Origin of the sequence: Paraburkholderia sp. (genome assembly GCF_035948235.1) — a bacterium.
Lineage (GTDB): Bacteria > Pseudomonadota > Gammaproteobacteria > Burkholderiales > Burkholderiaceae > Paraburkholderia.
The window spans coordinates 1-26,356 of sequence record NZ_DASZJJ010000063.1 but is presented as its reverse complement, the minus strand read 5'-3'; the positions used below and the strand labels follow the sequence as shown (position 1 = coordinate 26,356).

Genomic DNA, 26,356 nt, shown 5'->3' with positions numbered 1-26,356 from the left:
ATCCGGGCTTGAGCGTGCCGGCGGGCCAGTGGGTGAACTGGACCATCGTGGACAAGGACCCGACCATCGTCTATCGCGTGCGTGCCAGCCTCGCACCGCCGTCGGCGCAACCTTGAAATACCGGCTCAAACGCGCACACATGTCCACTCGAAACCGTCGTAAGAACCCGTCGTAACCAGCATGCGAAATTTCGAACAACCCTTGATGGACGTCGATCCGGCACAAAAGCGGGACAACCGGGACTTCGTCGCGGTGAGCTGGAATCTGCACAAGGGCCGCTCGCCGCTCGGCTTTCAGGCCTGGGATGCGATGCGCCGCTGGGTGCAATCGACCCACGCCGATGCCTGGTTTCTCCAGGAAGCGATGGCGCGACGTCTGCCGCAGCCTTTGCTGTCCTCCGCGTTCGGCGCGCCGCTGGGCGATCCGCTCGAAGATGTCTGGCAGTGCCAGGCAAGCGAGATCGCCCATGCGCTGGATCTGCAGATCGCGCTTGGACCGAATGTGTTCAAGCCCTCGTGGCGGCATGGCAATGCGATCCTTTCGCCGCACCCGCTCGATCTGGGCGGACGCTGGGACATCTCTGCCCACCGCTTCGAACGGCGGGGCCTGCTGGTTGCGCGCGCAAGCGTCGCGGGCCAGTCGGTCACGCTGCTGTGCGCGCACCTCGCGCTCACGCGCAGCGCGCGTATGCGGCAAATGACATGGATCGCGCACTGGATCGCCAAGGAGGCGCCCGACGGCCCGCTCGTACTCGCAGGCGACTTCAACGACTGGCGCAACGATTCGGTGCCCCTGTTCGCCGAGCACGGCATGCAGGAAGTGGCGACGCTGCTCGGCGAGCCGGCGCGCACGTTTCCGGCGTTCTCGCCGGCGCTCGCGCTCGACAAGATGTTCGTGCGCGGCATCAAGCCGATCGAGCTGATCCAGCCCGCGCAGGAAACGGCGTGGCTTTCGGATCATCTGCCTTATATGGCGCGATTGCGCATCGAATGACGCGCTGATGTATTCGTGTGCTGACGCGTGCGTGCAACGCCGCGCCGAAAACACCGGCAGGACAACGATGTAATCGCGGCCGCCGCGCTACCATGTCGCGTCGCGCGCCGTGGTCGGCGCGCTTTTCTATTGCCGCCCGCCGCCATGCACTCTCTCGCCACGCTGCTCCAGATCGCCGTCGTCTATCTGTTCGCGCTCATCAGCCCGGGGCCGAACTTCTTCATGGTCACGCAGCTTTCGCTCGCGGGGCGGCGCGGGTTGGGGATAGCGTCGGCGTTCGGGGTCGGTGCGGGCTCGACGCTGTGGGCCGCGCTCGCCATGCTCGGCTTCGCCGCCGTGCTGCAGAAGATCGACTGGCTTTATCAGGGCGTGCGCGTCGCGGGCGCGCTGTATCTGCTGTGGTTCGGCCTCAAGCTGTTGCGCGCCGGCATGCGCAAGCCGGTCGCCGCAACGGATACGACGCCCGCTGCACCGCTCGCGCCGCTGCCGCCGCCCAATCGCCGCACCTGGCTGCGCACCTGGCGCGCGGGCTTTCTCACCTGCCTGACCAACCCCAAATCGTGCGTGTTCTGGACCAGCGTGTTCGCGGCCGTGTTTCCCGCGCACCCGCCGACGTGGTTCTACGGCGCAGCGCTCGCGCTGGTAGCGTCGATGTCGTTCGGCTGGCACGCAAGCCTCGCGCTGCTGTTCGCCGATCACCGCACGCAGCGCGGCTACAACCGCCTGCGCCGCCCCATCGACGCGTTCTGCGGCACGGCGCTGATCGGTCTCGCGGCCAAGCTCGCCGCCGATCGCTGAGCGCACGAGGCGTTGTTGAAGCAGCAAAAATCGCGGTAAAACGCCGCGCAAGCCCCGCTGCGCAGCCCGCGTAGCTGCCTCGCCAGCAGGGTCTATGCTGCGGTCTGACAGACGTTCCGGTATCATCTGGGGCGAACAATCGCAACAAATCGCGGGTATGCGCCGCAATCCGGGTATCGATCCGTATCGGTCCGGTTACAAGCGCATGCCGTTTGCGGCCAGCGCGCCCTGTCACGGCGCCGCCTCCCAGCCGACGCCAGCGATCCCCGTCACGCCCCGCGTGCGGGTGCCAGCAAGACGCCCAGCCAAAGGCGTGGCCCTCTTCCCTTTTCGACGCGGCGGCGCCCACGAGGCGCGCTCGCGGTAAAATGGCGGATTGCGCCTCGTACGCCACACGCGGCTGGCCGGCGACCATTGGGTACCAGCGGACACACAGCGGCAAGGCGCACTGCGGCATATCGCGGCATTTTGCGGGCTCAAGCCGCGCGCGCCGCGCATCGTCAAGACCGCGTCCGTCATGCCTTGCATGTGCGGCCGGAAGGAACGCCCCGTTTGGCGGACCTTGTTTGCACCTTCAGGAACCATGAGCAAATTCACCGAAGAAACCGTTCTGAGCGTCCACCACTGGACCGACACGCTATTCAGCTTCACGTGCACGCGCGACCAGGCCCTGCGTTTTGACAACGGCCAGTTCACCATGGTCGGCCTCGAAGTGGACGGCAAGCCGCTGATGCGCGCGTACTCGCTCGCGAGCGCCAACTACGAAGAGCATCTCGAATTCCTCAGCATCAAGGTGCCGGACGGCCCGCTCACGTCGCGTCTGCAGCACCTGAAGGTTGGCGACAAGGTTCTGATCGGCAAGAAGCCGGTCGGCACGCTGGTCGCCGACAACCTGCTGCCCGGCAAGGTTCTGTGGATGCTGTCGACGGGCACGGGCCTCGCCCCGTTCATGTCGATCATCAAGGACCCGGACATTTACGACCGCTTCGACAAGATCGTCCTCACGCACACCTGCCGTTTCGTCGATGAACTCGCGTACAAGGAATTCATCACCGAAGAGCTGCGCGAACACGAATACCTCGGCGAGATCGTGCGCGAAAAGCTGGTTTACTACCCGACCGTCACGCGCGAAGTGTTCGACAACCGCGGCCGTATCACCGAACTGATCGACACCGGCAAGCTGTTCGCCGACCTCGACCTGCCGGGGTTCACGCCCGAGCGCGACCGCATCATGCTGTGCGGCAGCACGCACATGCTGCGCGACACGGTCGAGCTGCTCGAAAAGGCCGGCCTCAAGGAAGGCAGCAACAACGAGCCGGGTCATTACGTGATCGAAAAGGCTTTCGTGGGCTGATTTGACAATTACGTCAGACCACCGCCTTACAGGCAGTTTTCGGCAAATGCCGATTCAAAAACCGGAGCCATGCGCTCCGGTTTTTTTTCGCGGCTTGCACGCCACAATCGCGCGTGAAATGATGCGCAGCGGTTACATTCTTCGCGGAATTAGCGTAAGTTCCGTGTCAGATTTTTTCCTACAAGAATGCGAAGAGCCGACCTCATGCAGGCTCTCAAGGTTGTGCCGCTAAGCCTTGTCCTGACTGAATGTTTTCTTTTTTTGGGATATTATCGCGGCGCAGCACAGGCCAAGCCGGTGCACCTGGTCGTATCAGCGCCAGGTTGTTACCGTATGTAAATTTCGTTACGCTGCGCCGTGCCTCTCGCGTGGTTCGCGGCGTACGCAGAAGATCAGCAAGGTACCGGTTCCTTAATGGAATTCACGGGGGATTGATGGATACGTCGACTTTCGCTGCGTTCGACGCGCGCCCGCCTCGCGCGGACGTGCCCGGCACGCGCGCCGCACATGCGGCCGGCGGCCATTCCTTCCTTGCCGACGCCGAAGGCGCGCGTGCGGCACTCGACGCCATCGCGCGCGTGCAGCGGCAGATCGTCGCAGCAGGCGCGGCACGGGTACACGCCGACGAAGCCGCGCGCCGCCGTCTCGCCCGCGAGCTGCATGACAGCGTCGGCGCCGAACTCGCCGCCACGCGCTTCGCGCTGGCCAACGTCCAAACGTGGCTGCCCGCCGATACTTCGCCGCAGTGCGCCCAGGCGCTCGAACTGGTGACGCGCTCGCTCGACGCCGCCGCCGAAGCCGTGCGCCACGTGCTCGACGGCCTGCATGCACCCGAACTCGACGAAGGCCTGGCAACCGCGCTGGCCAACTGGACGCGCGGCTTTGGCGCACGCACGGGCCTGGCCGCCACCTTCACCGCGCGCGCGTCCAGCGGCGCGCTTGATGCGGGCGTCACGGGCTTCACCGCCGACGACCGCGCGCGTCTCGAACGCCTGCCCGCCGAGGCCGGTCTCGCCGTGTTCCGCGTCGCGCAGGAAGCGCTCACTAACGTCGCGCGCCACGCCCAGGCGTCGCGCGTCGAAGTGCGCCTGACCTGCACCGCGCACGAACTGGTGCTCAGCGTGATCGACGATGGCGTGGGCCTGTCGCGCGAAGCGGCGCGCCGCGCCAAAAAACAAAGCGGCCAACGCGATGAAATCGCCCAGGCGTCTGCCGACGAAGGCGCGAACCGACGCGGCGCCTACGGCATCGCCGGCATGCGCGAGCGCTGCGCGGCCTTTGGCGGTTCGCTGCGCGCAGCGGCGAATCCGTGCGTTGCAGGCGCAACTGCCGGCGCAGGCACGACTGTCGAAGCGCGCTTCTCCTGGGAAACGCTGCTCTCGCGCACGCCCGCCGACCTCGCACCGAATCTCGTGAAAGGCATTCACTCATGACCCTGCGCATCCTGCTCGTCGACGATCATGCCGTGGTGCGCCAGGGTGTGCGCCAACTGCTGCTCGACCGCGGCATCGCCAGCGAAGTGATCGAAGCGCAAACCGGCGCGGAAGCGCTCACCGCCGTCGCCAGACACGCCTGTGACGTGGTGCTGCTCGATATTTCGCTGCCCGACATGAGCGGCATCGAAGTGCTCAAGCGCGCCAAGAAGAAAGCGCCGCGCGTGCCGGTGCTGATGTTTTCGATGTATCGCGAGGATCAGTACGCCGTGCGCGCGCTCAAGGCCGGCGCATCGGGCTATCTCTCAAAGACGGTGGACGCAGCGCAAATGACCGCGGCGATCCAGCAGGTCGCCAGCGGGCGCAAGTACGTGAGCCCGGCAATGGCCGAAGCGCTCGCCGATTACGTGCTGATCGACGGCGAGCAACTGCCGCACGAAAAGCTCTCCGACCGCGAATATCAGACGCTGTGCATGCTGGCCTCGGGCAAACGTCTGACCGATATCGCCCATACGCTGTCGCTGTCGGTCAAGACGGTCAGCGTGTATCGCACGCGCCTGCTCGAAAAGATGAAGCTCGCCAATAACGCCGAGCTGACCTTCTACGTCATGAGCAACCAGCTCATCGACCTCTCCCCCGCGCCGACAGTCTGAACTTGCCGCTGCGGCTGCGCCTGCGACCTCACTCAGGCGGCCTTTTCGCGATAAACGCTTGATGTGGAAATGAATTCCACCGATTGCGAGACACGCGGAAAAGGAACGCGCGCGTGAAAACCGCTTTGCGGCGGAATTGCCCGCGCAAACTGACGGCAATCTGACCGTATCTGGCCGTATACCGGCGCTTTGCGGCCCGAATCAATCGGTCTGAAAGCTGCGATCGGCTAAAATTATGGGTTTCCCCGACATACGGCACGCGAGGCGCGATGTTTTTTACTCGCCCGCCCGCGCGTTACACCTGGAGTTCCCCGCCAAATGTCCCTTTTTCGCAAAAAGAACGTCGAACACATGCTGCAGGCGAGCGCCAAGGGCGCTGGTCTGAAGAAGGCGCTCGGCGCATTGGACCTTACCTTTCTCGGCATCGGCGCGATTATCGGCACCGGCATTTTCGTGCTGACCGGTACGGGCGCCGTGCAGGCCGGCCCGGCGCTCATGGTCTCGTTCCTGATCGCCGCCGTGGCCTGCTGCTTCGCCGCGCTTTCGTATGCTGAATTCGCCTCGACCATCCCCGTCGCCGGCTCGATCTACACCTACTCGTACGCCACGCTCGGCGAGCTGATCGCGTGGATCATCGGCTGGGATCTGATGCTTGAATACGGCCTTGCCAGCTCCGCGGTATCGGTAGGCTGGTCGGGCTATCTGCAGTCGCTGCTGTCGGGCTTTGGCATTTCGCTGCCCGCCGCGCTCACGGCGGCGCCCGGCGCACTGCCAGGCGTGCACACGCTCTTCAATCTGCCCGCCTTCCTGGTGATGATGGGAATCACCGCGCTGCTGTCGATCGGCGTGCGCGAATCGACCCGCATCAACAACATCATGGTCGCGATCAAGGTCACGGTCGTGCTGCTGGTGATCGCCGTAGGCGCGTTCCACGTCACGCCCGCGAACTGGCATCCGTTCATGCCGCACGGCTGGAACGGCGTGTTTGGCGCGGCGGCGGTGATGTTCTTCGCCTTCATCGGCTTCGATGCGGTGTCGTCCGCCGCCGAAGAAGTGAAGAACCCCAAGCGCGATCTGCCGGTCGGCATCATCGCCTCGCTGGCCGTGTGCGCGGTGCTGTACGTGTCGGTCGCGGCGGTCGTGACGGGCATCGTGCCGTGGCAGCAGTTCGCCAATATCGGCCACCCGGTTTCGTACGCGCTGCAGGTGGCGGGCGAGAAGTGGGTCGCGGGCTTCATCGATCTGGGCGCCGTGCTGGGCATGCTCACCGTGATTCTGGTGATGAGCTACGGCCAGACCCGCATCATCTTCGCGATGTCGCGTGACGGCCTGCTGCCCGCGAAGCTTTCGAAGGTGCATCCGCGCTTTGCCACGCCGTTCTTCACGACCTGGCTCGTGGGCATCTTCTTCGGCCTGATCGGCGCGCTGGTGCCGCTCAATGTGCTGGCCGAGCTGATCAACATCGGCACGCTCGCAGCGTTCTCGATGGTGTCGATCGCCGTGCTCGTGCTGCGCAAGACGCACCCGGATCTGCCGCGCGCGTTCCGCTGCCCGGGCGTGCCCGTGGTGCCGGTTCTCGCCGTGGCGTCGTGCCTGTTCCTGATGCTCAACCTCGCGTGGCTCACGTGGGTGGCGTTCGTGGTCTGGCTCGTGATTGGACTGGCGATTTACTTCCTTTACTCGCGCCGTCATGCGCGTCTGGCGCACCAGCCGCACGAGTAAAACACGCTGGTTTTCGCTGCACTGCAACGGCCCGCCCGGTTCTCCGCGCGGGCCGTTTTCTATTCGAAAAGACGGGTAAAAGCCCGCGCAGCGCCAATCGGCGATTTGTGCTTTACTGATCGGGCTTATCGCAATATCCCCCGCAGTACGCAAAAAAGCTCCAGACATTCCAGGCATTACTGAACAGCAACGCATCGATACCCCACAACCGGGGAAAGCGCAGCGCTATGTCAGGCGACGCCCTACGGGCGTGGGGCCGGAGTAAGCGCTGAAGCACTAACTCCGGCCGACTGCCGAAAACGGCATGGGACGGGACTAAGCGCCGAAGCGCCAAGTCCCGTCGACACAGGAGACATCAATGGCGATCAGTCTCAGCCTGACGGTCAACGGCAAGCCCGTGACCGCCCAGATCGAACCCCACACGCTTCTAGTCCAGTTCCTGCGCGAGCAGCGACGCCTCACCGGCACGCACGTCGGCTGCGACACGGCCCAGTGCGGCGCCTGCACCGTTCATCTGAATGGACGCGCGGTCAAGTCGTGCAACACGCTCGCCGTGCAGTGCGAAGGCATGGACGTCACGACGATTGAAGGCCTGAGCAGCGGTGGGGAATCCAGCAACGGCAAGCTTCATCCGATGCAGGCGGCGTTTCGCGAGTGTCACGGCCTGCAGTGCGGCTTCTGTACGCCCGGCATGGTGATGAGCGCCGTGGCGCTGGCCAACGACAAACCGGGCCTCACCGAAGCCGACGTGCGCGCCAATCTCGACGGCAATCTGTGTCGCTGTACGGGCTATCACAACATCGTGAAGGCCGTGCTCGCAGGGGCGGAAGGCATGCAGACGGCGGCGGCCCAACCCGCCGGTGCGGCGTAAAGGGAGACGGCCATGAACGCACCCGACTCCCCGACGCCCCACATGATCGGCGCCTCGATCAAGCGCAAGGAAGACTACCGTTTTCTCACCGGCGCAGGCCAGTACACCGACGACGTCGTGCTGCCCGCGCAGACCTGGGCCGTGTTCGTGCGCTCGCCGCACGCGCACGCCCGCATCAAGCGCATCGACACCCAGGCCGCGCAGGCCGCACCCGGCGTCGTGGCCGTGTTCACCGGCGCGGATCTCGCGGCGGAGAACGTGGGTGGCCTGCCCTGCGGCTGGCTGATCCACAGCATCGACGGCACGCCCATGCACGAGCCGCCGCATCCCGTGATCGCGCACGAGAAAGCGCTGCACGTGGGCGACCAGGTCGCACTGGTGATCGCCGAATCGCTCAAGGAAGCGAAGGACGCCGCCGAACTCATCGAAGTCGATTATGAGGAACTGCCCGCCTCGATCGACACGGCCCACGCCGCCGACAACGGCCAGCCGCTCGTGCACGACAGCGTGCCGAACAACACCTGCTACACCTGGGGCCACGGCGACAAGGCCGCCACCGATGCCGCCTTCGCGCAGGCCGCGCACGTCACCACGCTCGATATCGTCAATAACCGGCTGGTGCCAAACGCGATCGAACCGCGCGCAGTCAACGCTAGCTACACCCAGCACGACGACAGCTACACCGTCTATGTGGCGAACCAGAACCCGCACGTCGAGCGCCTGCTCATGGCCGCGTTCGTGCTGGCGCTGCCGGAGACGAAACTGCGCATCGTCGCGCCCGACGTAGGCGGCGGCTTCGGCTCGAAGATCTTTCTTTATGCCGAAGACGTGGCGCTAACGTGGGCTTCGAAGAAGATTCGCCGTCCGATCAAGTGGACGGCAGAACGTTCGGAATCCTTTATTTCCGACGCGCATGGCCGCGATCACGTAACGAAGGCCGAACTCGCGCTAGACAAGGATGGCAAATTCCTCGCCATGCGCGTGCACACCACCGCGAACATGGGCGCGTATCTTTCGACCTTCGCGTCGAGCGTGCCGACCATTCTCTACGCGACGCTGCTCGCAGGCCAGTACACCACGCCCGCGATCTACGCAGAGGTGAAGGCCGTGTTCACGAACACCGTACCTGTCGACGCGTATCGCGGCGCGGGACGGCCCGAAGCGACCTACGTGGTCGAGCGCCTCGTGGAAACCGCCGCGCGCGAACTGAACATCGATCCCGCCGAACTGCGGCGGCGCAACTTCATCACCACCTTCCCGTACGCCACGCCCGTGGGCCTCACCTACGACACCGGCGATTACGAAGCGTGCCTTGCACGCTCGCTAGAACTTGCCGATGTCAAAGGCTTCGCCGCGCGGCGCGACGAATCGAAAGCGCGCGGCATGCTGCGGGGCCTGGGCTACTCGTGCTACATCGAAGCGTGCGGTCTCGCCCCATCGAATATCGCGGGTGCACTAGGCGCACGCGCGGGCCTCTTTGAAGCGGGCGAAATCCGCGTGAATCCGACCGGTTCCGTGACCGTCTTCACCGGCTCGCACAGCCACGGCCAGGGACACGAAACGACCTTCGCACAAGTGGTATCCGAGCGCCTGGGCGTGCCAATCGAGCAGATCGAAATCGTGCACGGCGACACTGCGCGCATTCCGTTCGGCATGGGCACGTATGGGTCGCGCTCGATTGCGGTGGGCGGCTCGGCCATCATGAAGGCGCTCGACAAGATCGAGGCCAAAGCGAAGAAGATCGCCGCGCATATGCTGGAAGCGAGCGTTGAGGATATCGAGTTCGCGAACGGCGTGTTCCGCGTGGCGGGCACCGACCGCACCAAAGCCTTCGCGGAAATCTCGCTTGCGGCCTATGTGCCGCACAACTATCCGCTGGAGACGCTCGAACCCGGTCTGGACGAAAGCGCCTTCTACGATCCGACCAATTTCACCTATCCGTCGGGCGCGTACATCTGCGAAGTCGAAATCGATCCCGATACGGGCGTCACGCGCATCGAACGCTTCACCGCCGTGGACGACTTCGGCAACGTCATCAATCCGATGATCGTCGAAGGTCAGGTGCATGGCGGGCTCGGCCAGGGCATCGGACAGGCGATGCTGGAGCGCTGCGTCTACGACAACGAGAGCGGCCAGTTGCTCTCCGGCTCGTACATGGACTACGCGATGCCGCATGCGTCCGATGTGCCTTCGTTTACGGTCGAAACCGCGAAAGGCACGCCTTGCACGCACAATCCGCTCGGTGTGAAGGGCTGCGGCGAGGCGGGCGCAATCGGCTCGCCGCCTGCCGTCATCAACGCGATCCTGGATGCACTGGCGCCGCTTGGCGTGAAAGACATGCAGATGCCGGCTACGCCGCATCGCGTCTGGCAGGCAATGCAGGCCGCGCAGTCTTCAAATCAACCTTGAGCGGAGGCGCACCATGTATTCATTCGACTACCAGCGCGCCAACGACGCGCAAGGCGCCGTGAAAACGCTCGCCGCCGACGCCGAAGCGAAATATCTCGCGGGCGGCCAAAGCCTGCTCGCGGCGATGAAGTTGCGGCTCGCGCAGCCGTCCACGCTCGTGGACGTCACGCGCATTCCCGGGCTCAAGACGATCGAGGTGAGCGGCAACGTGGTGAAAGTGGGCGCGGCGGTCTGCCATGCCGACGTGGCCGCGAACGCGCAGATCATCGCCACCTTGCCGGGCCTCGCGCAGCTTGCGGCGCATATTGGCGACCGCCAGGTGCGCGCGCTCGGCACGCTGGGTGGCTCGCTCGCCAACGACGACCCCGCCGCTGACTATCCCGCCGCCGTGCTGGGCCTGAACGCGACGGTCGTGACGGACCGCCGCCGCATCGCCGCCGACAACTTCTTTCTGGGCATGTACGAAACGGCGCTCGAACCCGACGAGCTGATCGTGGCCGTCGAGTTCCCCGTGCCAGAACGTTCGGCGTACGAAAAGTTTCGCAATCCGGCTTCGCATGTTGCGTTGACGGGCGTGTTCGTTGCGCGGTTTGCGGATGGATCGGTGCGGGTGGCGGTGACGGGTGCGGCGTCCTCGGTGTTCCGCGCGACGGCGCTGGAGGACGCGTTGAAAGCGGACTTCACGCCCGCCGCCGCTCGTGCGGTCAAGATCGCACCCGACGACCTCAACACCGACCTGCATGCGAGCGCCGACTATCGCGCGCATCTGATCCCCGTGCTGGCCGCGCGGGCGGTGGCGAAGGCGCTCGGCTAGGGACGCGCGCTCACGCTGCCCGCGCTCGCCGGATCGATGCGATCTCAGGCGCGGCGTGGGCAGCGGTATTGCCACGCGACGTTTGCACAGAACAGGCCCGCCATGCTCCCCGCCACCATCGACGACACGCTCGCGCAACTCGAAGCGCACCGCTATTTCGCGAGCCGCGAACTGGCCACCGCCCTCTTTCTTGCGCTGAAGATGGAGCGCCCGCTCTTTCTCGAAGGCGAACCGGGCGTGGGCAAGACCGAGCTTGCGAAAGCGGCCGCCGCGCTGTGCGGCACGACGCTGCTGCGGCTGCAATGCTACGAAGGACTCGATACGGCCAGTGCGCTCTACGAATGGGACTATCCGCGCCAGATCATGGCGCTGCGTCTCGCGGAAGCCGCAGGCGAAAAGCCGCGCAGCGACACGCTCTATCGCGATGAATTCCTGCTCAAGCGCCCGCTGCTACAGGCGCTTGAAGCCGACCCGAATCAGCCCGACGCACGCCGTGTATTGCTGATCGACGAAATCGACCGCGCCGACGAACCCTTCGAAGCCTTCCTGCTCGAACTTCTTTCGGACTTCCAGGTATCGATTCCCGAATACGGCACGGTTTGCGCGCGCGTGCCGCCGCTCGTGATCGTCACCTCCAACCGCACGCGCGAAGTGCACGACGCGCTCAAGCGGCGCTGCCTGTATCAGTGGCTCGGCTATCCGGAGCGCGAGCGTGAACTGGCGATCGTCGCCGCGCGCGCGCCGCAGACCAGCCGCGAATTGCAGCGCCGCGCCGTGGCGTTCGTGCATCAGCTGCGCACGATGGATCTCTTCAAGGCGCCAGGCATTGCCGAAACCATCGACTGGTGCCGTGCGCTTTCAGCGCTCGCGGTCACGGAACTCGATCCGCAGTCGGTGCAGGACACGCTGGGCGTGCTGCTTAAGTATCAGGACGATCTCGCGCAACTCGACGCGCAGCGGATCGCCGGCACGCTCGCACTTGCGCAATGAAGCCGATGCCCACCCAGTCAGCTCACGCCGACGAAAACCCGCCGCCGCCCATGCTCGCACGCAACGTCGTGCATTTCGTGCGCGTGCTGCGCGGCGCGGGCCTGCCGATGGCAAGCGCACGCGCCGTCGATGCGCTCGAAGCGCTGGGCCATATCGATCTGGGCCGCCGCGACGACGTACACGCGGCACTGGCCGCCGTGCTCACCGCCGCCCCTGACGAGCGCGAACTGTTCGACGCGGCGTTCGCGCTGTTCTGGCGCGATCCGGACTGGGAAAACAAGCTGCGCGCGCTGCTGCTGCCGAAGGTGCAAGGCGGCCTGCCGCCGCCGCGCCGCAATAACCGCCTCGCCGACGCGCTCGCGGCGCGTCCCGCCACGCGCACGGGCGCGAAGCCACCCGCCAGCAGCGAGGAGCACTCGTTGCGCGCGCACGCGACTTTCAGCGCCGAAGAACGCCTGCGTCAGCGAGATTTCGACACACTGTCCGCCGACGAATGGCGCACGCTGCGTCACCTGATCCGCGCGCGCCGCCTGCCGCTCGCGACCGAGCGCACGCGCCGCCTGAAAGCCGCCTCTCACGGCAATCACGCGGACCTGCGCGCTAGCGCGCGCCAGGCCGTGCGCGCGGGCGGCGAATGGGCCGTCTGGAAGTATCGGGCGCACGTCGAGCGCAAATTGCCGCTCGTGCTGCTGCTCGACATCTCCGGGTCGATGAGCAGTTATTCGCGCGCGGTGCTCTACTTCTGCCACGCGCTGCTGCAGTCGCGCGAGCGCCTGCAGGTGTTCCTGTTCGGCACGCGCCTCACGCACGCCACGCGCGCGCTGCGCGAGCGCGATCCGGACGTCGCGCTCGCGCAGCTTTCGATGCAGGTGGCGGACTGGTCGGGCGGCACGCGCATCGGCGAAACGCTGGCGCAGTTCAACCGGCGCTGGGCGCGCCGCGTGCTTGGCGGCCGCGCCACGGTGCTGCTCGTCACCGACGGCCTCGACCACGATCCAGGCGGTGCGCTCGCCTGCGAAATGGCGCGCCTGCATCGCTTCGCGCATCGCGTGGTGTGGCTCAATCCGCTGCTGCGCTATGGCGGCTTCACGCCCAAGGCGCGCGGCGTGCAGGCGATGTTGCCGCACGTCGACGCCCATTACCCCGTTCACAACCTGGAAAGCCTCGAAGCATTCGGGCGCGCGCTTCGGGAAGCGCCTCCGGAACGCGCGCCTTCGCGAGCGGGCTTTGCTGCAGCCGCGAGCGACCCGACAACGCAAGGAGCGATACGATGGAGCTAACCGAAAGCCATACGCTGCCGGTGCCGCAGGAGCGCGCATGGGCAGCGCTCAACGATACGGCGATCCTTAAGGTGTGTATTCCAGGCTGCGAGAGCATCGAAGCCGACGGCGAAAACACTTATGCTGTCGCGCTGACCGCCGCCGTCGGTCCCGTGAAGGCGCGTTTCAAGGGCCGCATGCAGCTCGCCGATATCGACGCGCCGCGCAGCTACACGATCCAGTTCGAGGGCCAGGGCGGCGCGGCGGGATTCGGCAAGGGCGACGCACGCGTGACGCTCGAACCAGCGGGCGAAAACGAGACCACGCTCAGTTACACCGCCAGCGCCCAGGTGGGCGGCAAGCTCGCGCAGATTGGCTCGCGGCTCGTGGACGGCGCGGCGCGCAAGATCGCCGCCGAATTCTTCAAACGCTTCGGCGAGCAGCTTGGCGCGGGCACGCAAGACGATAGCGGCGCAGCGCAGGCCGAAGCGCCGCAGAACGAAACAGACACACAATCAGACACACAAGCCGCCGAAGGCAGCAATGCCGACGGCGGCGAAGAACCGCAAAAGAGGAAACGATCATGGACAGCGTGGATCTCGAAGTCCTGAAATCCAGCGTACGCTGGCTCGAGGAAGGCCACCGCGCCCTGCTGGTGACGGTGGTGAAGACGTGGGGCTCGTCGCCGCGTCCGGAAGGGGCGATGCTCGTCGTGCGCGACGATGGCCTCGTGGTGGGCTCGGTGTCGGGCGGCTGTATCGAAGACGATCTGATCGACCGCGTGCGCCGCGAAGGCATCCACATCGTCAAGCCCGAGGCTGTGAAGTACGGCATCACGGCGGAAGAGGCGCATCGCTTTGGCCTGCCCTGTGGCGGCACGATCCAGCTCGTGCTGGAGCCGCTCGCTGAAGCCTCCGGCATCCGCACGCTGCTGGAGACGGTCGAGCGCGGCCAGCTGGTCGCGCGCACGCTCGACGTCGCCACTGGCCGCACCACGCTCGGCCCCGCCAGCGCCACCGACGGCGTGGACTTCGACGGCGAGCGTCTGCTCACAATCCACGGCCCGCGTTATCGCATGCTGGTGATCGGCGCGGGGCAGCTTTCGCGTTATCTCTGCCAGATCGCGGTGGGGCTCGATTACCAGGTGACGGTGTGCGATCCGCGCGAGGAATACACCGATACCTGGGACGTGCCCGGCACCGCGCTCGTGCGCACCATGCCGGACGACACCGTGCTCGACATGAAGCTCGACGAGCGCTGCGCCGTCATCGCGCTCACGCACGACCCCAAGCTCGACGATCTCGCGCTGATGGAAGCGCTCAAGACGCGCGCGTTTTACGTGGGCGCGCTCGGTTCCCGGCGCAACAATCAGGCGCGGCGCGAGCGGCTCAAGGAATTCGATCTGAGCGATGCGGAACTGGCGCGCCTGCATGGGCCGGTGGGCATCTACATCGGCAGCCGCACGCCGCCGGAGATCGCCGTGTCGATTCTCGCGGAAGTCACGGCGGCGAAGAACGGCGTGTCGCTGCCGACCATCCTCAAGGTCGAAGGCGCGAAGGCCGCGCGCGAGCAGGCCGCGAGCGTCGGCTCTAGCTGTGACGTTTGAAGTGGCGTTTGAAGCGACTTTTCAAGTGACTTTTGAAGCGTCGATGCCTCAAAGCTGACGCGTGCGGCGCGCTCTGAAAAACCGCGCGAAGCGCGTGCGCGCCAGCCGCCACGCGCGCGTCCAGCCCGAAGGGCGCGGGTCCGCCAGCATGCTCAGGGCGCGCGCGTAATCGAGCGTGAGCCCCGGCGTCCACGCCATCGTCTGGCCACGCTTGCGCAACTGCGCCGCCACCCACAATTCCGGCGTTGCCAGCATGCGCGCGAACGCGAGCCACCCGCCACCCCACACGCGCGGCGTCGCGCCTTCCAGGGCCGCCTCCAGCGCGTGCGAGACCGTGCTCGAACAGTTGCGGTGCGTGAGGTTGTAGGTCGTATCGGCGCGATAGTGCTGCCAGAAGCGCGCGAGGCGTTGCGGATCGTAGTTGCGGATGCGCACCTGGCGCGTAGACGGACACCACGCCTTCGACTCGGTTGCGTAGTCGGGCTGGAACAGGCCTGGCACGTCGTTCTCCTGCGTAGCGCGCAAAAGGCGCGAAAAATCTTCCGGCGAGCGGTCGATCTCCACGGCCGGATAGAGGCTGATATAAACCGCCTCGGGCGATTCCAGCGCCGCGTGTCCCGTCGAAATCACGCCGTTGCGATCCACCGCCGCGATATAGCGGTCGATCAGCGGCTGGCGCCGCGCCTCGCTTTTCGAGGTGCCCACCGGCGTCCAGACATGCACCGTGAGCGCGCTTTCGTGATCCTCGGGCGGCCCGTCGAACACGGTCTGCGCGAGCTTCGCGCCGATGCTGCCGGTCACGCCCGCCGCACTGGCCGCAAGCGCCGCCGTGCCGCTTTGCGCCGCCGCCGGATTCACGCCCAGACGCCGCGCGCGCAGCGCGAGCAGCAGCAGATTCCAGCCCGCGAAGATCAGCACGAGGCCCAGGCAATACGGCACGGTGCCTTTGTAGTGCGTCGGATACGGCTGATAGAGAAACACGGCGATAGCGATTTCGAGCACGCCGCCCGCCACCGCGAACTTCCAGGTGCGGTAGCGCACGACCCACGCGGAGGCGATCTGCAACAGGCCATCGGCGAGAAAAAGCGTGGCGAACACCATCGACAGGATGAACGCCCCCTGCCGGAAGCCCGACAGCACGAGCGCGGCGGACAGGCAGAACGCCAGCCCCTTTGCGTAGCGCAGCGTGCGCTGGCCGCCCATGCCGGTCCAGGCGACGGCAAGCGTGCCCAGGCCCTCGATCAGCAGCAGCCACGCGAACGGCGCGATGTGGAAATACAGCACGCCGTCCAGCGCATCGATGAAAAGCGCCGCGCCGATCAGCGCGCTCAACGCGCCCGCGAGCAGCACGCCGCGCCAGCGCGCACGCAGGTAATCGACGCCCAGCAGGATCATCATGAGCCGCACCATCGCCGCGCTCCGTCGGTTGGCGTGTCGTCAGGGTTTGATGCCGGGTTCGATGCTACGCCGGGGCGGCGCTGTGTCGCCGTGAAGATGTACAAACATGTACAAGCGCGCCCATGAAAAACGGGCCGCGGCTTTTACGCCAGCGGCCCGTCGAATGCGCGCGGTAGGCATCGGCGCGCTTTATAGCGCCTGCTTCAGCGCTGTTTTTACCGCATCAGCCAAACAGCTTCATGGCCTGCGCGAGCGTGTTCGTCACGCCCCACACGAGCGGCACCACCACGTAGAGCCAGAAAACCGCCATCAGCGCCTTGTTCGACTGCTTCGGCGCGGCCGCGTTGCTTGCGTTAGTCATGATCGTGCGCTCCTTATTTGCCAGCGGCCGCGAGTTGCGCGTCGCTCATGTGATGCTTCTCATGCACGCGGCGCACCAGAAGGTTGCAGATGAAACCCACCACCAGCAGCGAAGCCATGATGTGGACGGTCATCGTGTAGGCATCGGCCTTGGCCACGCCGTGCGCGACCTGATAGGCGCGCACGTAGTTCACCAGCACCGGGCCCGCGACGCCCGCCGCCGCCCAAGCGGTCAGCAGACGGCCATGAATGCCGCCGACGAAAGCCGTGCCGAACATGTCCGCGAGATACGCGGGCACGGTCGAAAAGCCGCCGCCATACATCGACAGGATCAGGCAGTAGGCCAGCACGAACAGCACGATGTTGCCGCTCTGCGCGAACTGCGGCACCGCGTAGTAAAGCACCGCGCCAAACACGAAGAAGATGAAGTAGGTGTTCTTGCGACCGACCCAGTCGGACGCCGACGCCCACACGAAACGCCCGCCCATGTTGAAGAGCGAAAGCAGGCCGACGAAACCCGCCGCCGCGCCTGCGGTGACGGTGTTCTTGAAGCTCTCCTGGATCATCACCGAGGCCTGGCCGAGAATGCCGATACCCGCCGTGACGTTGAGGAACAGCACCAGCCAGATCAGGTAGAACTGCGGCGTCTTGAGCGCCTGGTCGATATGCACGTGCGAGCGCGAAACCAGCTTGCCCGTCGTCGCGGGCGGCGTCCAGCCTGCGGGCTTCCAGTCCTTCGCGGGCACTCGAATCGCGATCGAGCCAATCGTCATCGAGATGAAGTACGCCACGCCCAGCACCACGAAGGTCTGTGCCACGCCCACGCTGGTGTCGCTGGCGAAGTGCTTCATCAGCATCACGGACAGCGGTGCCGCGATCATCGCGCCGCCGCCAAAGCCCATGATCGCCAGACCCGCGGCCAGACCGCGACGGTCCGGGAACCAGCGGATCAGCGTCGAAACCGGCGAGACATAGCCCAGGCCCAGCCCGATGCCGCCGATCACGCCATAGCCCAGATACAGCAGCGCAATCTGATGCAGATAGACGCCGAGCGCGGAGACGAGAAAGCCGCCGCCAAAGCAGCAAGCTGCCGTGAACATGGTGCGGCGCGGGCCGACGCGTTCGAGCCACTTGCCGCCGAACGCTGCCGAAAGGCCCAGAAACACGATCGCCAGCGAGAAAATCCAGCCGAGCGACGTGAGCGTCCAGTCGTCAGCCGACGACTGCGTGATGCCGATCACTTTCGTGAGCGGCGAGTTGAACACCGAGAAGGCATAAGCCTGGCCGATGCACAGATGCACCGCGAGCGCGGCGGGCGGCACCATCCAGCGTGAAAAGCCAGGAGGCGCAATGGTGGCCTCCTTGGAGAAGAAGGGCGCGGCTACTCCGCGCGTCGAATCCGCAACGCTGCTCATTGGTCGGTCTCCCTGGGAAGCGTATGTTCGTCATCACGTGCAGGCGCGCGGTTTGTTATGGAGACCGGCCAGGTTGGCCGTTTCGCACGAAAGGGGGCGCGCTGCTGCACGAAGCACTTACGTGCCGGAAATCCGGCACGCCCGAACGTTAGTGCGACAACCGGGCACTTGGCAATATGAGATAGCGATGCATATGAGGCCGGCGCGACGGTTTGAGCGTGCTGCACCGCATCGTCGGCGGCCTCATACAGGCATGCAGGAGAGCGAAGAGAACGCCCTGCCAGGAGGAGATTGCTGCGAGAAAAATGCGTTAAAGCAGGCCGATGGCAAATGCCGCCGCGACCGATCCGACCACCAGCACCACGCCCACGGTCTTTTTACGGTTGAGTTCGGTCCACAGCAGCACGCCAGTCAGCGACAGCAGAATGAGACTGCCCGCGATGGTGTCCATCAGCAACACCCAGCCGATGCCCATGCCCACGCCGCGGTGAAGATTGTTGAGCGTGGCAAAAAAAGCGCTCTGCGTACGCTTCACCGACACCGTGTTATTGCCCACCCAGTATTCGACCGCGACGCTCTCGCGCGGCCCCATCAGCGCGAATTGCCACGATTCGGGCTGCACCACGCTGCGATCGCCCCACGCCACCGGATGCGCCTTCTCGCGCCGAATCCTGCCGGGCTTGCCGTCGAATGCGAGCGTGCGCTGCAGCCAGTGTGCGAGCGCCTGGGGCGTTTCAGGATGATCGGCCGGCAGCGCGACCTGCATCTCCTTGACCTGCGCCTCGCCCGAGGAAATTTTCATCGGCCCGGCGCGATGGTTGAGCAGGAAACCAGTTACGCCGAACAGCAAGCCCAGCACCGCGCCCCACAAGCCCACCCAGCCATGCACCTTGCGCAGCCACTTGATGAAGCTGGCACGGCGCGAGCGCTTTAGGCGCGCGGCGAGATCGGCGGCATCGAGCGGCTGACCCACACGATTGCCGAGGTCTGCAACGGCGCTTGGGGATTCGAACAGGGGCTCGTCAAGGCGGGCGTTCAAGGCATGACTCCAGATACGGCGGGCGTCATAAAGAGCATGCGCCCAGCTTACAATTGAGAATGGTTATTATTACATAGCAGAAAGGCGACTGTCAGAATCCGATGAGGCGTGACTGCCCGAATGGCCATACTCGCTTGCCGTGAGGCGTTCCGCACGCCTGTGCGGAAGACGCGCTTGACAAGCGAATAACGTGACTTTTAAGTAGGAGGGTTGCGCCAGACCTCCTCTTTCGCCGTCTCCAATAACCGCCGCGCCGCCAACGGAACGCCGCCATGCGCCACGTCCTCGTTCTTTGCATTGCCCTCTTCGGCACGGCTATCGGCTTCGGCGCTCATGCCAGCGGCGAACCGGTTTCCTCGCTATCGACCGCCGGCCAGGCGCCTTATACGAACGAAGCGGAAACGCAGACCTTCACCGTCAACGCGGACGGCTCCTACACCAAGCTCGACAAGCTCACGCTGCGCGTGAACACCGAAGCCGGCATTGCGCGCGCGGGTCAGTACTACGTGTGGTTCAACCGCGAGATGGCGCATGTCGATATCCTCGAAGCGTGGACCGAGGACGCCCAGGGCGGGCGCCACGACGTGCGGCCGGAGCAGATCCGCGACGTACAGGAAGTGCGCTCGTTCGACGCGCCGATGTTCCAGGACGTGCAGGACAAGGTGATCGTATTCCCCGCCGTCGAACCCGGCGCACGCGTGCATCTCACCTGGCGCAAGACCCAGCGCGTGCCGCTCGTGCCCGGCTGGTTCAGCGACTTCACGCCGCCCGACATGGCGCCCACGCACAACTTCCGCGTGATCTACGATCTGCCTGCGAGCGTGGCGCTACACGCCGACGCGCGCGGCTTCACGGCGCTTAAACCCGTGGAGGCGAACGGCCGCACGCGCTACGAATATCGCTACGACAAGACGAACTTCAATCGCCTCGAATATGGTTCGGTTTCCTATGTAAGTTACGGAGACCGGCTGATGGTCTCCACGTTTCCCGATTACAGTGCGTTCGCGAAGGTCTATCGCGATGCTTCCATCGACGCGAGCGCACACGACGCCGCCGTGGTCCAGCTCGCGCAATCGCTCACCGCGCACGACGCCACGTCGCGCGCGAAAGCGCAGACGCTCTACGACTGGGTGCGCCGCAATATCCGCTATGTGGCGATCAACGTGGGGCGCGGCGAGATCGTGCCGCATCGCGTCACCGACGTGCTCGCGAACCGCTATGGCGACTGCAAGGACCACGTCGCGCTCTACGGCGCGCTGCTCGACGCCGTGAGCGTGCGCAACGTGCCCGCGCTCCTGAATAGCGGCACGGTCTACACGCTGCCCGCGGTGCCCGGCTTCGGCGTGATCAATCACGTCATTACCTGGCTGCCCGATCTGCAGATGTTCGCGGATTCCACGGCGAATAACGTCGAATTCGGCTTTCTGCCCTCGACCGACATGAATCGCGAAACCGTGCTCGCGGGCGACGGCACGCTGCTGCGCACACCCGCCACCGCCAACACGACGCGCGACAGCGATCTCGACATCACGGTCGCGCCCGATGGATCGGCGCGCTTCGTCTATCGGCTCGAATCCGCCGGGTGGGCCGCCGAACAGACTCGCAGCGTGCTACGCCTGCAAACGCCCGCGCAGCGCGAGGAATCGATGCAATGGGAGTTGCGCAATGCGAATCTGCGCGGCTCGGCCACGCTCGCTTCCAGCCCGCTCGACGCCACTGCGGGGCCGCTCGTGGTGACGCTCACGGGCACGCTGGACGGCTTCGTCGATCCGGAGATGACTACGCCTGTGCCAACGCTCACGAGCCTCGTGGGGGGCCTGGACGCGAGCCTGCGCTACTGGCTGGGCGAGCCGCGCCGCACGCAGCCCTTCGTGTGCCGCAACATGGAAGTGACCGAGCGAGCGCGCATTGCGCTGCCGCCCGGCCTGCGCGTGCTCGACATGCCCGCGCCCCAGCACGCGGGCAACGCGTTTATCGACTTTCAGTCGGACTATGTGATGGATGCTGGCGCGAACGTGCTCCGCGTGACGCGCACGGGCCGCACGCATTTTCCGAGCGACGTGTGCAGCGCCGCCGATTTCGCGCAGATGCGGCCCGCGTTCGAGACCATGGCGCGCGACCTGCGCGCGCAACTGATCGTCAAGCCTGAGGCCAAGACGGCTTCGGGCGTGAGCGCGCAAGGCGTGCGCGATCAGTAATCGGCAGCAAGGCGGCGAGACTGCCGATTCAAACCGGCCAGAGCGGCCCTTCCTGCATCGCGCCAATCTGCTCGCGCAGTTCGAGAATGCGCTCTTCCCAGTACCGCTGCGTGTTGAACCACGGAAACGCAGCGGGGAACGCCGGGTCGTGCCAGCGCCGCGCGAGCCACGCGGAGTAATGGATCAGACGCAGCGTGCGCAGCGCTTCGATCAGATGCAGTTCGCGCTGATCGAATTCGCAGAAGTCCTCATAACCGGCCAGCAGATCCGCGAGCGCGCGCGAGGCGTCGGCGCGATCGCCCGGCAACAGTAGCCATAGATCCTGAATCGCTGGGCCCATGCGGCTGTCGTCGAAGTCGACGAAATGCGGGCCCGCGTCGGTCCAGAGCACGTTGCTTGGGTGGCAGTCGCCGTGCAGACGCAACTGGCGCACATCGCCCGCGCGCTCGAAGGCCGCTTCCACGCCTTGCAGCGCGAGGCCCACGGCGGTCTGCCACGCGTCGCGCACATTGGCGGGCACGAAGTCGTGTTCGAGCAGATACGCGCGCGGCTCGTAGCCATAGCTTTGAATGTCGATCGAAGGACGCGCGCGATACGGTTGCGCGGCGCCCACCGCATGAATGCGGCCGATAAAGCGGCCCAGCCACTCAAGCGTCTCGCTGCGGTCGAGATCGGGCGCGCGGCCGCCGCGCCGCTCGAACAACGCGAAACGAAAACCCTCGTGCTCGTGCAGCGAGCGGCCTTCCAGCACCAGCGCGGGCACGGCGGGGATTTCGCGCGCCGCCAGATCGGCCACGAAGGCGTGCTCTTCGAGAATCGCTTCGTCGCTCCAGCGCTCGGGCCGATAGAACTTGGCGACGAGCGGCGCTTCGTCCTCCACGCCAACCTGATAGACGCGGTTTTCGTAGCTGTTGAGCGCGAGCATGCGTCCGTCGGTGCGCTTGCCTGTGGGCATCAGCACGCCGTCGACGGCATCGAGCACGCACTCGGGTGTCAGGCGCGCATAGGGCGCTGACGCGTCGGGCGAATGGCCCGATTCGTCAGACGTACCGGAAGAAGAGGAGGTGTGATCGTTCATCCCCGCATTGTGCATCTTGCGGGCGGCGGCGGCGAGTTGCGCGCGCGAGGCCTTGCTGGATGCGGCTCGACGCGGCTGGGTCGGCCTGGATGTGGCCGAACGCGGCGTGCGGATCGCACACGCCGCGCCGCTGTGCGCTGCGGGGATGGAGCGGCGCGATGGATGCGCGCCGGGGTCGGAGCGACGTGAGTGGCCGCTCAGTGCCTACGGATGACGATCAGTGAACTTTCGCGCCGGCGGGCATGACCTGCTCGCCCGTATCGATCAAATCTTCCAGAAAAAAGGGCTCGGTATTGAGCTGTCGCGACGCGCCGGGCTCGCCGATGTACCAGGTAACCATGGCCATGTCGCCGAGAATACGCATCACGATGCCGCGCGCGCCATGAGGCACGGCGATATGAACTGTGCGGACAATAGAACCGATTTGCATGATGTTTCCCCGTTCCCAATGCCGGCTTCTTCGCAAGAAACACCGGTCAGTGTGCTGACAAAAACCTGCGCGCACACGAGGTTGCGCGCACATTCAACCTGCGCCGGCCGCTCGTTCGCGCGCTCATTGCATCGGCTTGGTAAAGGGGTCCTTGCGGTTGCCTCTGTTCGCCGATACCCGCGTAAGCGCACGCGCGTGCTAAACCGGTTTACGCATTGTTGCCTTTTTGGCCGTTCGCGCAAAGTAAAAAAATAGGGGGGACGATCCACGCGCAACAGCTCGCATTACACGGCCTTTGCGCTTTCATCTCCGTCACTACTTTCTCACGAAGCCAACGTGCGTGCAGCCATGACCGCACGCAGCACCGCTTCGGCGCGCCTCGACAAAAGGCTGACTGTACCAGATGGTGAACCGGCTTCCTGAAGTTCAGCATGCTGACGAGTCATCGCGAAAGGGCAGACCATAACCCATTCCAGCGACATTTCCGTGACCATCGCCGGGCGCGGCGCGCGATGTCGAATGACATTTTCGCCCCCGATATCGACATGTTCCGTTGCGCACACAACCATGCGGATGAGAAAGCCGCGCCCTGCACGGCGTATCGTGTGCATTCAGGGACGGCAAGGATCGCACAACAGGCGTATCGTTGCGCCTTTGCAATTTCAGTAAGGAGTACCTGTCGTGAGTGCATCACCGGGCGCGGGCAGCAAGGCCGCCCCTTCGGCCATTCCCTATATCGAGCGCGGTACGCGCCCCTTCTGGCGCGCAAGTCTGGCGCTGCTGTTTGCGGGCTATGCCACATTTTCGCTGCTGTATTGCGTGCAGCCGCTATTGCCCGCGTTCTCGCAGACCTTCGGTGTCAGTCCCGCGCAAAGCAGTCTCTCGCTGTCCTTCAGCACGGCGGCGCTGGCCTGCGCGATCTTCGTGGCGGGTTTCGTCTCCGAAGGCTGGAGCCGCCGCACGATGATGACCGCCTCGCTCACGGCGTCCTCGCTGCTTACGCTCGCGGTCGCGTTCGTGCCCCACTGGCACACGCTGCTCGTGCTGCGCACGCTCGAAGGCATCGCGCTGGGCGGCGTGCCGGCCGTCGCGATGGCGTGGCTCGCCGAAGAGATGCACCCCGACGGCCTCGGCCTGTCGATGGGCCTGTATGTGGGCGGCACCGCCATCGGCGGCATGGCCGGGCGCGTCATCACCGGCATCTGCACCGATCTGTTCGGCTGGCGCGTGGCCGTCGCGGTGATCGGCGTGCTTGGGCTGGCGTCGATGCTCGCGTTTCGCGCGCTCCTGCCGCCCTCGCGCCATTTCGTGCCCAGGAGCGGTCTGGGCTTCGCGCATCATCGCGCTGCGCTGCTGCGCCATCTCGCGCGCCCGGGTCTGCCCGTGCTGTTTTCGCTCGGCTTCGTGCTGATGGGCAGCTTCGTGACGCTCTACAACTACATCGGCTACCGGCTGATCGCGCCGCCGTACAGCATGAGCCAGGCGGCCATCGGCGCAATCTTTCTGGTGTACCTGACCGGCGTGGTGGCCTCGCCGTGGTCGGGGCGCATGGCCGATACCTTCGGGCGCGGGCGCGTGCTGCTCGGCAGCCTCACGCTGATGCTCGTGGGCGTAGTGCTGACGATGTTCGCGCCGCTTGGCGCGATCGCGGCGGGTATCGCGTGCCTCACCATCGGCTTCTTCGCAGGCCATTCGGTGGCGAGTGGCTGGGTCGGGCGTCTGGCGCGCGAAGCGAAGGGCCAGGCCGCGGCACTCTATTTGCTGAGCTATTACCTGGGTTCGAGCATCATGGGCTCGGTCGGCGGGCATTTCTGGGCCGCCTGGGGCTGGGGCGGCGTGGCCGGTCTGGTGACGGTGCTGCTCGTGCTGGGGCTGCTTGGCGCGCGCATGCTGCGCTCGCGCGAGCGGGCTGGCGCGGCGTAAGCGTGTGCCTAAGCGGCATTGCCATCGAAAGGTGTTCGTAACCTGGAGGTGAGGCGGCGGCGCACAGAGACACAAACATACGCGCCGCCATGTGTGAAAGCCTCACCTATACTCGATTGAAGGCCGAAGCCGCAGCGCCGCGCGTGACGCGATAGCGGCAAAAGCAGTCTCGTCGGCCCCCAAATACAAGGAGACGAGCATGTCAGGTTATTTCACGATCGGCGACTTCGTGATGATCATCCCGATGGCCCTCGCTGGCGCACTCTTTCTCGGCGCCGTGCCCTGTGCAACCGAATTCAGACATAACTCGCTACGCATCGTCGGGGCCATCATTGGGGCGCTCGCGGCCGTTGCGCTCGTGGAGACCTTGCCTGCGCTGATGTAACGCCCGGGCCTTTCCGGCTTCGTCGCAAGTCATGTCACAACGCGCCCGCAAGGGCGCGCGCCTACCGCTGCATTCAACGCACGCCCACGCCCGGCTGCAATCCCCGAAATTGTCGCAAAGCGGCTCGCCAATAGGCTTCGCGCCTGGGCGGCGGCGTTGCGCCGTCCGCCGTTTCCACGAGCGCGGGCAGCGCTACCCACGGCAAGGTCGGATGCAGATGATGCTGCCGATGCAGATGGTGATTCATCAGCAGCAACCCCAGACCGTGCGACACGCGAAAGTCGCGCGCACGCCCCGGCTCGTCCATCGCGACACCGTAATGCGGCAGGTTATCCGCCAGCGACAGCCAGAGGCCACGCAGATACATCGCCAGCAGCAGCACCGGCCACGCCTTGCCATAAAGCGCGAACGCGAACGCATACAGCACGATCGAGCAGAGCCAGTCGCGCCGCGCGTGGCGGCGGTTCGCGGGGTCTTGCACATGCTTCGAGAAAAGCCGCTGCACCTGCTGGCCTTCGGCACCATGCGCGTCCACACCGCGCTCGATCACGGCTTGCGCGAGGCGCAGCGGCATAAAAGCGAGCAGCGGCGCAAGCAGTTCCGCCACATACAAACCACCCAGCAGACGCGCATACCAGCCGATACGGCGCAGCCAGCGCGGAGCGCGCGCGTCGTCGACATCGGGTCGATCGAACGCCTCGCGCGTGAAGCGGTGATGCATCAGGTGTCCGAAACGTACTGCGTCGAACGGCATCGCAAGCGCAATCGCCAGCAGCCGCGCGACGGTTTCATTGGCGCGGCGCGAGCGCAACAACTGCCCGTGAATGCCTTCGTGGATCAAACCCCAGTGAATCGGCGTGATGAGCACGACGGGCAGCAGCGAAACCAGCAGCGCGAACGAGGCACCATCGGTTGCGCGCAGCAGCAAAGGCAAGCCAAAAAGTTGATACGCGAGCGCCAGCCCGGCCACGCCAGTGAGCACGAGATTCGCGCGCACGTCGGGCTCGCGGCGCACGGCGGTTTTTGCAGCAGACCTCGCATCGGACCCGGGACGAACGGCGCTCGTGGACTCCATGGGCATACCTCGCGGTAAAGACTGCCGCGAAAATAGCAGCGCCGCGTGACAGCGAGAAGGCGCGCATCTTGCGCCGCATTACGCAGCGCGAAGGCTGCAGCAAAGTGCAAATCGCATCGACGAAAAAAAACCGCCTCGCACACGGCGAGGCGG

24 protein-coding genes are annotated in these 26,356 nt (G+C 65.5%); 16 read left to right on the top strand and 8 right to left on the bottom strand.

Annotated elements, in window-relative coordinates:
* The first annotated feature begins 204 nt into the window (after positions 1 to 204).
* The 13 genes from VG320_RS04150 to VG320_RS04090 all read left to right on the top strand — a co-directional run bounded on the left by VG320_RS04150 (position 205) and on the right by VG320_RS04090 (position 14,902).
* Positions 205 to 993, top strand: coding sequence for an endonuclease/exonuclease/phosphatase family protein (locus tag VG320_RS04150; protein ID WP_414695965.1), 789 nt, complete (start codon positions 205 to 207; stop codon positions 991 to 993).
* 144 nt (positions 994 to 1,137) lie between these two features.
* The gene (locus tag VG320_RS04145; RefSeq protein WP_327198878.1) at positions 1,138 to 1,791 is read left to right on the top strand and encodes a LysE family translocator; all 654 of its coding nucleotides are present in this window, start codon (positions 1,138 to 1,140) and stop codon (positions 1,789 to 1,791) included.
* Between the two features lie 583 nt (positions 1,792 to 2,374).
* Positions 2,375 to 3,145 (top strand): ferredoxin--NADP reductase, encoded by a 771-nt coding sequence (locus VG320_RS04140; RefSeq protein WP_321841020.1) that lies wholly within the window; start codon positions 2,375 to 2,377, stop codon positions 3,143 to 3,145.
* Between the two features lie 434 nt (positions 3,146 to 3,579).
* A complete protein-coding gene (locus VG320_RS04135; RefSeq protein ID WP_327198877.1) occupies positions 3,580 to 4,578 on the top strand; it encodes a sensor histidine kinase in 999 nt (332 codons plus the stop codon).
* The gene (gene rqpR / locus VG320_RS04130) at positions 4,575 to 5,231 is read left to right on the top strand and encodes a response regulator transcription factor RqpR (protein ID WP_327198876.1); all 657 of its coding nucleotides are present in this window, start codon (positions 4,575 to 4,577) and stop codon (positions 5,229 to 5,231) included. Before VG320_RS04135 ends, rqpR begins: the two co-directional genes overlap by 4 nt.
* A gap of 318 nt (positions 5,232 to 5,549) precedes the next feature.
* Positions 5,550 to 6,953, top strand: a complete 1,404-nt coding sequence (locus VG320_RS04125) for an amino acid permease (RefSeq protein ID WP_327198875.1) — start codon at positions 5,550 to 5,552, stop codon at positions 6,951 to 6,953.
* 358 nt (positions 6,954 to 7,311) lie between these two features.
* A complete protein-coding gene (locus VG320_RS04120) occupies positions 7,312 to 7,824 on the top strand; it encodes a (2Fe-2S)-binding protein (RefSeq protein ID WP_327198874.1) in 513 nt (170 codons plus the stop codon).
* A 12-nt stretch (positions 7,825 to 7,836) separates the two neighbouring features.
* Positions 7,837 to 10,233, top strand: a complete 2,397-nt coding sequence (locus VG320_RS04115) for a xanthine dehydrogenase family protein molybdopterin-binding subunit (RefSeq protein WP_327198873.1) — start codon at positions 7,837 to 7,839, stop codon at positions 10,231 to 10,233.
* A gap of 13 nt (positions 10,234 to 10,246) precedes the next feature.
* The gene (locus tag VG320_RS04110; protein WP_327198872.1) at positions 10,247 to 11,047 is read left to right on the top strand and encodes a xanthine dehydrogenase family protein subunit M; all 801 of its coding nucleotides are present in this window, start codon (positions 10,247 to 10,249) and stop codon (positions 11,045 to 11,047) included.
* A gap of 102 nt (positions 11,048 to 11,149) precedes the next feature.
* On the top strand, positions 11,150 to 12,037 hold the full coding sequence (locus VG320_RS04105) for a MoxR family ATPase (protein WP_327198871.1): 888 nt from the start codon (positions 11,150 to 11,152) through the stop codon (positions 12,035 to 12,037).
* A 5-nt stretch (positions 12,038 to 12,042) separates the two neighbouring features.
* Positions 12,043 to 13,317 (top strand): VWA domain-containing protein, encoded by a 1,275-nt coding sequence (locus tag VG320_RS04100; protein ID WP_327198870.1) that lies wholly within the window; start codon positions 12,043 to 12,045, stop codon positions 13,315 to 13,317.
* A complete protein-coding gene (locus VG320_RS04095; protein WP_327198869.1) occupies positions 13,308 to 13,907 on the top strand; it encodes a carbon monoxide dehydrogenase subunit G in 600 nt (199 codons plus the stop codon). The genes VG320_RS04100 and VG320_RS04095 overlap by 10 nt, the downstream gene beginning before the upstream one ends.
* Positions 13,880 to 14,902, top strand: coding sequence for an XdhC family protein (locus VG320_RS04090; protein WP_327198868.1), 1,023 nt, complete (start codon positions 13,880 to 13,882; stop codon positions 14,900 to 14,902). Before VG320_RS04095 ends, VG320_RS04090 begins: the two co-directional genes overlap by 28 nt.
* Positions 14,903 to 14,950: 48 nt before the next feature.
* On the opposite strand, the gene VG320_RS04085 is transcribed toward VG320_RS04090, so the two are convergent.
* From VG320_RS04085 to VG320_RS04070, 4 genes are all read right to left on the bottom strand, one after another.
* Positions 14,951 to 16,312: a DUF308 domain-containing protein gene (locus VG320_RS04085; RefSeq protein WP_327198867.1), complete on the bottom strand. Its 1,362-nt coding sequence runs from the start codon at positions 16,310 to 16,312 to the stop codon at positions 14,951 to 14,953.
* A gap of 211 nt (positions 16,313 to 16,523) precedes the next feature.
* The gene (locus VG320_RS04080) at positions 16,524 to 16,661 is read right to left on the bottom strand and encodes an MFS transporter small subunit (RefSeq protein ID WP_327198866.1); all 138 of its coding nucleotides are present in this window, start codon (positions 16,659 to 16,661) and stop codon (positions 16,524 to 16,526) included.
* Between the two features lie 13 nt (positions 16,662 to 16,674).
* On the bottom strand, positions 16,675 to 18,075 hold the full coding sequence (locus tag VG320_RS04075) for an L-lactate MFS transporter (RefSeq protein WP_327198865.1): 1,401 nt from the start codon (positions 18,073 to 18,075) through the stop codon (positions 16,675 to 16,677).
* 310 nt (positions 18,076 to 18,385) lie between these two features.
* On the bottom strand, positions 18,386 to 19,090 hold the full coding sequence (locus VG320_RS04070) for a PepSY-associated TM helix domain-containing protein (RefSeq protein WP_414695964.1): 705 nt from the start codon (positions 19,088 to 19,090) through the stop codon (positions 18,386 to 18,388).
* A 296-nt stretch (positions 19,091 to 19,386) separates the two neighbouring features.
* Here VG320_RS04070 and VG320_RS04065 point away from each other — a divergent pair, with 296 nt between their 5' ends.
* On the top strand, positions 19,387 to 21,312 hold the full coding sequence (locus tag VG320_RS04065; RefSeq protein ID WP_327198864.1) for a DUF3857 and transglutaminase domain-containing protein: 1,926 nt from the start codon (positions 19,387 to 19,389) through the stop codon (positions 21,310 to 21,312).
* Between the two features lie 28 nt (positions 21,313 to 21,340).
* On the opposite strand, the gene VG320_RS04060 is transcribed toward VG320_RS04065, so the two are convergent.
* The 3 genes from VG320_RS04060 to VG320_RS04050 all read right to left on the bottom strand — a co-directional run bounded on the left by VG320_RS04060 (position 21,341) and on the right by VG320_RS04050 (position 23,431).
* Positions 21,341 to 22,390, bottom strand: coding sequence for a serine/threonine protein kinase (locus VG320_RS04060; RefSeq protein WP_327198863.1), 1,050 nt, complete (start codon positions 22,388 to 22,390; stop codon positions 21,341 to 21,343).
* A 217-nt stretch (positions 22,391 to 22,607) separates the two neighbouring features.
* Positions 22,608 to 22,820, bottom strand: a complete 213-nt coding sequence (locus tag VG320_RS04055; RefSeq protein ID WP_027815839.1) for a hypothetical protein — start codon at positions 22,818 to 22,820, stop codon at positions 22,608 to 22,610.
* 323 nt (positions 22,821 to 23,143) lie between these two features.
* Entirely contained in the window at positions 23,144 to 23,431 is a 288-nt protein-coding gene (locus VG320_RS04050; RefSeq protein WP_327198862.1) for a hypothetical protein, read from the bottom strand.
* 70 nt (positions 23,432 to 23,501) lie between these two features.
* Here VG320_RS04050 and VG320_RS04045 point away from each other — a divergent pair, with 70 nt between their 5' ends.
* Together VG320_RS04045 and VG320_RS04040 are read left to right on the top strand one after the other, a co-directional pair.
* Entirely contained in the window at positions 23,502 to 24,743 is a 1,242-nt protein-coding gene (locus tag VG320_RS04045; RefSeq protein ID WP_327198861.1) for an MFS transporter, read from the top strand.
* A 199-nt stretch (positions 24,744 to 24,942) separates the two neighbouring features.
* Positions 24,943 to 25,128 carry a hypothetical protein gene (locus VG320_RS04040; RefSeq protein WP_167064332.1) on the top strand — a complete coding sequence of 62 codons (186 nt, stop codon included), beginning with the start codon at positions 24,943 to 24,945 and terminating at the stop codon, positions 25,126 to 25,128.
* Positions 25,129 to 25,201: 73 nt separating this feature from the next.
* Here the strand turns inward: VG320_RS04040 and VG320_RS04035 are convergent, their stop codons facing one another.
* Positions 25,202 to 26,203: a fatty acid desaturase gene (locus VG320_RS04035; RefSeq protein ID WP_327198860.1), complete on the bottom strand. Its 1,002-nt coding sequence runs from the start codon at positions 26,201 to 26,203 to the stop codon at positions 25,202 to 25,204.
* Positions 26,204 to 26,356 lie beyond the last annotated feature (153 nt).